Origin of the sequence: Flavobacterium sp. (genome assembly GCF_027484945.1) — a bacterium.
In the GTDB taxonomy this organism is placed as follows: Bacteria; Bacteroidota; Bacteroidia; order Flavobacteriales; family Flavobacteriaceae; genus Flavobacterium.
In genome coordinates this window covers 1-6,871 of the sequence record NZ_JAIXRZ010000029.1, presented here as the reverse complement: position 1 = coordinate 6,871, position 6,871 = coordinate 1, and the positions used below count along the sequence as shown (strand labels likewise).

The 6,871-nt window shown below is 37.5% G+C and carries 5 protein-coding genes and 1 pseudogene; all 6 read right to left on the bottom strand.

The features are described from left to right. A pseudogene (locus Q0039_RS04785) lies at window positions 1–801 on the bottom strand (hypothetical protein); the annotation flags it as partial. Between the two features lie 62 nt (window positions 802–863). Next, a complete protein-coding gene (locus tag Q0039_RS04780) occupies window positions 864–2,108 on the bottom strand; it encodes a dicarboxylate/amino acid:cation symporter (RefSeq protein ID WP_297509883.1) in 1,245 nt (414 codons plus the stop codon). 4 nt (window positions 2,109–2,112) lie between these two features. Beyond that, entirely contained in the window at window positions 2,113–3,180 is a 1,068-nt protein-coding gene (aroC, locus tag Q0039_RS04775) for a chorismate synthase (RefSeq protein WP_297509880.1), read from the bottom strand. A 145-nt stretch (window positions 3,181–3,325) separates the two neighbouring features. Beyond that, window positions 3,326–3,757, bottom strand: coding sequence for a protease complex subunit PrcB family protein (locus tag Q0039_RS04770; RefSeq protein ID WP_297509878.1), 432 nt, complete (start codon window positions 3,755–3,757; stop codon window positions 3,326–3,328). Window positions 3,758–3,762: 5 nt separating this feature from the next. After that, window positions 3,763–4,887, bottom strand: coding sequence for an N-acetyl-alpha-D-glucosaminyl L-malate synthase BshA (gene bshA / locus Q0039_RS04765; RefSeq protein ID WP_297509874.1), 1,125 nt, complete (start codon window positions 4,885–4,887; stop codon window positions 3,763–3,765). A gap of 142 nt (window positions 4,888–5,029) precedes the next feature. Beyond that, a partial coding sequence (locus Q0039_RS04760; RefSeq protein WP_297509871.1) for a serine hydrolase occupies window positions 5,030–6,871 on the bottom strand: 1,842 nt, incomplete at its 5' end.

Below are 6,871 nucleotides of genomic sequence, written 5' to 3'. Positions count from 1 at the left end.
CCAAGCACCTGAGAAACCATCAGCATAATCTGTAGTGTCATCAAAGTTGTTTGTATATGGACAAGTAGCAGCTAAATATAATGAGAAAGGACCTACCCATGCACTTTGGTCAGCACCACAGTTTGCACGAACATAATAATCCAAATCACCAGAAGTTGGTGTTAAACCTGTTAAAGCTAAAGAAGTTCCATTTGCTACAGCTGTTGTACCCGCTCCAGCAGTAAATCCGAAAGCACCGTATTCAACATCATATGAATTTGGATTACTTAAAGAAGCAGCCCAAGATAATGTAGCCGAATTAACAGTTAAATTTGAAGGATCATTAACATTAGTAGCATTCAAACGGATACATGGAACCGCTTCGAAAGTTACGTCAAAATCAAATGATGCATCTCCCCAACGGTCATCCCAATATATGTAATACAGAGTACCTGCAGTAACTGGAATTGTCAATGTAGTTAAATAATTTGTAGCATCCACATCATCACTTCCTGCATAACAAGCAAGTGTAGTACAAGTTCCAGTTAAAATAGATAAACGTGTATCTATTGTAGCAGGATCATTTTGTGGTAAATCTGAAGTAATGGTTAATTCACCATTAGCCGCTGCAGTATACGAATACCAAATAGCATTAGGGTTAGCTACCGCTCCATTAGGAGCACAAGTACCGATGTACGTTCCTGTAATTTGAGGACACGTTGTTGTAGATCCGGCGGTAAGTGGTAAAGCAGTAGCACAAGTTAACTGTGCGTTAGCCACAAAACCTCCAAAAGCTAAAATTGAAAGTAATAATTTTTTCATATAATTAATTTAAAGTTTTCGAATTCACAAATTTATAAATAAAAATGAATTAAAAAAATATTTTATTCATTTTCCCATTTGCCTACTACACTTGTAGCCAAAGCATTTCCTAAAACATTTGTTGCGCTTCGAAACATATCACAAAAATGATCAATTGGAAGTATCAATGCGATTCCCTCAATTGGGATATTAAACATGCCGCATGTTGCAGCAACAACAACTAAACTTGCCCTTGGAACGCCAGCAATACCTTTACTAGTTAACATTAAAACAAGTAGCATTGTTAATTGCGTGGGTAGATCCAATTGAATTCCCGAAGCTTGAGCAATGAAAATACTAGCAAAAGTCATATACATCATACTACCATCGAGATTAAACGAATAACCCAGGGGCAACATAAAGGAAACTATTCGATCTTTTACGCCAAAGCGCTCCAATTCTTCGGTCAATTTTGGAAAAACAGCTTCGCTACTCGTGGTTCCAAAAGCAATTGCAAGCGGAGAAACAATGCGTTGAAGTAGTTCTTTGAGCTGCGAACGTAAAAACAAATAACCTACAACTAATAAAACAACCCACAAAGAGCCAATTCCAACTAAAAAAGCTCCTAAAAATTTGGTATAGGTAACCAATAGTACACTTAAATCTTTCGTTGCAAAAACAGCGGCAATCGCACCAAAAACACCATATGGAGCAAATTTCATCACATAATTCACCATTTTTAAAATGATGTGTGCAATTTTATCAAGCACTTTAATTACCGGTTCGGTATAGCTTCCCATTGAGGCAGCGGCTAGACCGAAAAAGATCGAAAAAACAACGATTTGAAGTATTTCATTGGTAGCCATTGCTTCAAAAACACTTTTGGGAATAATATGTTCCACAAAATGCTGTGCCGAAAAGTCTTGAGTTTTTTCGGTTACTTCTTTAGCTGCTGAAGGGTCAATATCAATTAATTGCAAACCTACTCCGGGTTCGAAAAAATTAATCCAAAACATACCAATAAGTAAGGATATAAGCGAAGCCGAAAAAAACCATCCCAAAGCCCTTCCTCCTATCCGCCCCACCGATTTTAAGTCGCCCAATTTGGCTATACCAACCACTAATGTTGTAAATACCAAAGGCGCAATTATCATTTGAACCAAACGAATAAATAGTGTTGCTAATAGTTTACTATAACCACTAAACGTTATCGCAAATTCTTTAGACGAATTGTCATGAATAATCACTCCTGTAAGTATTCCCAACAGTAAGGCAATAAAGATTTGAACGGTTAGATTTCCTAATCCTATTTTTTTAATTTTTTTCATTTTTTTAGTTGTTTTGATAAGCATTGTTTCGCAAATAACAGTCGGCCAAAACTATGGCAGCCATTGCTTCAACGATCGGAACAGCGCGAGGCACTACGCAAGGATCATGACGGCCTTCTCCATGTTGAATATGAATTTTGCCATCCTTAGAAAGAACTTCTTGTTCTTTGATTAGTGTAGCAACGGGTTTAAATGCTACGCGAAAATAAATATCCATTCCGTTAGAAATTCCACCTTGAATCCCCCCAGATAAATTAGTTTGGGTAGTGCCATTCGTATTGTAAAGATCGTTATGCGCGCTGCCTCGCATTTGAGCACCACAAAAACCACTGCCGTATTCAAATCCTTTTACTGCATTAATTGATAACATGGCTTTTCCTAATTGGGCATGCAACTTATCAAAAACAGGATCACCCCAGCCCGTGGGTACATTTTGAATCACACATGTAACCGTACCCCCTATGGTATCACCTTCTTTGCGAATCTGTCGAATTAAGTCTTCCATCTCCGCAGCGGTATCTGGATCTGGACAACGCACCGGATTGGATTCAATTTTAGAAAAATCAACTGCTTGATAGGGTTTTTCCATAAAAATAGGTCCAACCGAGGATACAAACGCATTAATTTTCACATGCGAAAGCAACTGCTTAGCAATTGCACCTGCAACCACCCAAGATGCTGTTTCACGTGCCGAACTTCGGCCACCTCCACGGTAATCACGAAAACCATATTTTTGATCATATACATAATCGGCATGACTTGGACGGTAGGTGTCTTTATTCGAACTATAGTCGGCTGATTTTTGATTGGTGTTGCGTATGATAAATCCAATAGGCATACCGGTAGTTTTGCCTTCAAAGATACCCGATAAAAACTGAACTTCATCCGCTTCTTTGCGTTGAGATACTAGTGCAGATTGCCCTGGTTTCCGACGGTCCATTTCGTATTGAATCATCGTATAATCGATTGCAATCCCAGCAGGACAGCCCTCAATAATTCCACCAATTGCCTCACCATGCGATTCGCCAAAGGTGCTCAATTTAAATAGTGTCCCCAATTGATTTCCAGCCATAAAACAGTAGTTTCAACAAATATAAAATATAATTTTTCGTTTCGTTCAGATGTGCTGTAAATAATACACAAATGCCCGCAAGTTTTCTTAGACATAATTAAAATCTATGGCTAACCCATGAGTATGATTCATTGAAAATCAACAATTAATTGGAAGGGGTAATAATTTCAATTGGTTTCTTGCTTTTGATACGCAATACGAAGTTTGGTGTGGTCATTACCGTTGTGGCAATTCCTTTGGGCGGAATTTCTTTGATAATAACTTCGACTTTATCTTTTACTATTTTTACTTTTTCTACTTTAATAGTCCAACCACCTGAGGATTTTTCACCTAGATTCACTAATATAAAATTACAGGTTTGAATATCGGATTTATTTAAATACGGGCTAATTATTGGATCCTTTAACAACATTTGAAACTCACTTTCTTCGGTGATTATTTCATAAAATTGAAACGTTGCCCCATCTTGTTCTCGGCTATATAAAATATCATAAGAAGTAAAAGAAGATTCGGGTGGCTTAACCGAAGAACAGGCACAAAAGATTATTGTAAAAAGAAAAAGTATAATTTTTTTCATTGGTTTTATTTTAGTGCATTGGCATACAATTCTTCATACATCGGAAGTACAAATGCAATGTCAAATTTTTGTGCAACTTTAAGCGCATTACTTTTAAACGTTGAAAGTGTCTCTTTAGCACTAAGTATAGTAATCGCTTTTTCAGCCATTGTATCGATAGCTCCTACATCAGCCATGAATCCCGATTCACCTTCTACATTTACTTCGGGCAAACCACCCGAATTAGTTGAAATCACGGGCACACCCCAAGCCATCGCTTCCAAAGCCGCTAGTCCGAAACTTTCGGTCTCAGAGGGTAGTAAAAACAAATCAGAATACGATAAAATACTGTCAATTTCTGAGCTGTTTCCAAAAAAAATAACCTTATCCGAAATACCCAATTCTTCACACAAATACTCTGCTTTTACACGTTCGGGGCCATCGCCAACCATCATGAGCTTTGCGGGTATTTTTTGTTGAATTTTGTAAAATATTTTAACAACATCGGGGATGCGTTTTACTTTTCTGAAATTACTTATATGTGTAATAATTCGCTCTTCTTTATCAGCCATGACAGAGCGTTGGCAGGCAATGTGCGATTCGTTACGGTATTTATCCAATTCAATAAAATTTGGAATTACATGAATCTCCTTTTTGATATCAAATAAGCGGTAGGTTTCTTCTTTCAAATCGTTTGAAACCGCAGTAACGACATCCGATTGATTAATACTAAAACTGACCGCAGTTTTGTAATTGGGATGATTTCCAACCAAAGTGATATCCGTTCCGTGCAGCGTAGTCACCATTGGTATTGAAATGCCTTGTTCTTTCAGCATTTGCTTAGCCATATAACCCGCATAAGCATGCGGAATGGCATAATGAACATGCAATAATTCGATTTTATGTAAGGTTACCATATCGACCAATTTGCTCGATAATGCTAGTTCATAGGGTTGATAATGAAATAAAGGGTATTCGGGGACATTTACTTCGTGATAAAAAACGTTGGAGTTCAATAAAGCTAATCGTACAGGCTGACGGTAGGTTATAAAATGTATTTCATGTCCACGTCGGGCCAATTCTAAACCTAATTCTGTAGCGATAACACCGCTTCCTCCAAATGTTGGGTAACAAACAATAGCAATTTTCATAATTTTTTGCATCAATTCCTCGATTCCCAAAGGTAAAAATACAACCACACAAATACAGTGTAAGTTTCCTTTAAATGAAATGGAATTGATTCTACGAAATTACGGAAAAATGGTCAAGTAAGGCATGGCAACTATAAAATAACTAGCGATCTAAAATCGCTTCTTGAATTATCTTTTGAATTTCTTCTCGAATGTTTTCTTTCGCTAATTTATTGGGAAGATTTGAATCGGGAAATGTTCGATTGGATAAAAAGACATACACAATTTCGGTAGTTGGATCTGCCCAAGCCATCGTACCAGTAAATCCGGTATGGCCAAAACTTTCTGATGAAACGCATCCGCAAGTTGGACCTTCTTTACCTAATTGCGGTTTATCAAATCCCAATCCTCTTCGATTTCCTTCAGTGCTGTAATAGCGGGTGTTGAAAATGTCAAACGTTTCGGGTTTAAAGTATTGTATTCCACCGTAACTTCCTTTTTGGAGATACAGCTGCATCATTTTGGCAACATCCATACTATTAGAAAAAATACCCGCATGGCCAGCCACTCCACCTTGCATAGCAGCCGCCATATCATGGACATAACCCCTCAACCAAAGTTGTCTAAAATAATTATCAATTTCTGTAGGTGCAATGCATGAAGGATCGATTGCAATGAGCGGATTGTATAACGTTGTATTCATCCCCATCGTTTGATAAAACCGCTCTTTAACCCATGAATCCAGTGGTTTACCCGTTGTTTTTTCAATATATTCTTTAAGAATGATAAACGTGAAATCACTGTATTTATATTCTATTTTATCCAATAATTTGCTAGCCACAATCTGTTGGATAATTGAATCGTTATAGGTATTCCGTAAATATAGGTTTTCTGCCACTCGTGTCGAAAAACCGGGTACTTCACCCCAATGGTAATACTCGGGCATTGGACAATTGTTGGCGTCTACCGTTGTTTTGTAAAAGGGTATCCAAGCCTGCAAACCGGCATGATGCGACAACAAGGCTTTGAATGTGATATCTTGTTTGTTTGAACCATTAAAAACGGGCAACAGCTCCCCTAATTTAGAATCTAATGTAACCGCACCTCGATCATATTCTTGCATTACAACAGGCAAAGTTCCAATCATTTTAGTTATCGAAGCTACATCATACAAATGCGAATTTTGAACCTTGGTTAGTTTTTCATAGGTATGGTAGCCGTATGATTTTTGAAAAATTACTTTTCCTCTTCGAGCAACCAATACCTGCATACCTGGAGTCATTTGATTATCAATGGCTTTTTGGGCAACTTGATCTATGCGGGCAAGTGTTTTTGGACTCATACCCACGTTCTCAGGAGCGGTAAACCCTAAACGGTTGAGTTTTTCAAAACTATACCCATGACCTTCATGAAACGCTTCATTAATTGTAACCGGAAGTTTTCCTTTTGGTTCGACTGCACCAAAAATCATTTCGGCTGAAACAATCTGTGCAATCTCACTGTTTTGATAGGAAACCAAGACCGCCTCAATATCATTGAAATCGGCTATCGCAGAAAACGCATAGGGTTTTACAAATCCGTCTAAAATAACTTTATGATTTTTACTTATTTGCGCTAAGGTAGCCAACTCATTATCATTAAAATCATGTTTTTTCCATGCGCGATCCGATTTATGGAAACCCACAATCACAAGGTCAAAATTTTTCAAACACTGATCCAAAGAGTCAATATTAGATTCAGACACTTCAGTAACCTCGGTGTATTTTTTTAGGGTAGAAACAAATGCGGAGTTTGCATCATCCCCCAATTTTACATAGGCGATTTTTTGCTTTAAATCCTTTATCGGTAAAATACCATCCTCATTTTTCACTAAGGTTATTGCATTTTCATAAATTGAATAGTGCAATGCCTCTTTGAAGGGAGTAATCATATCGGCTGGAATGGATTTTTCATTTACTGGACGGTAGTTATTCAAGCCAATTTTGAATTTGTAACGTAATATTTT

Bases quoted from the DNA above. Each gene is read 5' to 3' on its own strand.
- Q0039_RS04780 (WP_297509883.1), bottom strand. From the start codon at position 2,108: ATGAAAAAAATTAAAAAAATAGGATTAGGAAATCTAACCGTTCAAATC.
- bshA (WP_297509874.1), bottom strand. From the start codon at position 4,887: ATGAAAATTGCTATTGTTTGTTACCCAACATTTGGAGGAAGCGGTGTT.
- Q0039_RS04770 (WP_297509878.1), bottom strand. From the start codon at position 3,757: ATGAAAAAAATTATACTTTTTCTTTTTACAATAATCTTTTGTGCCTGT.
- aroC (WP_297509880.1), bottom strand. From the start codon at position 3,180: ATGGCTGGAAATCAATTGGGGACACTATTTAAATTGAGCACCTTTGGC.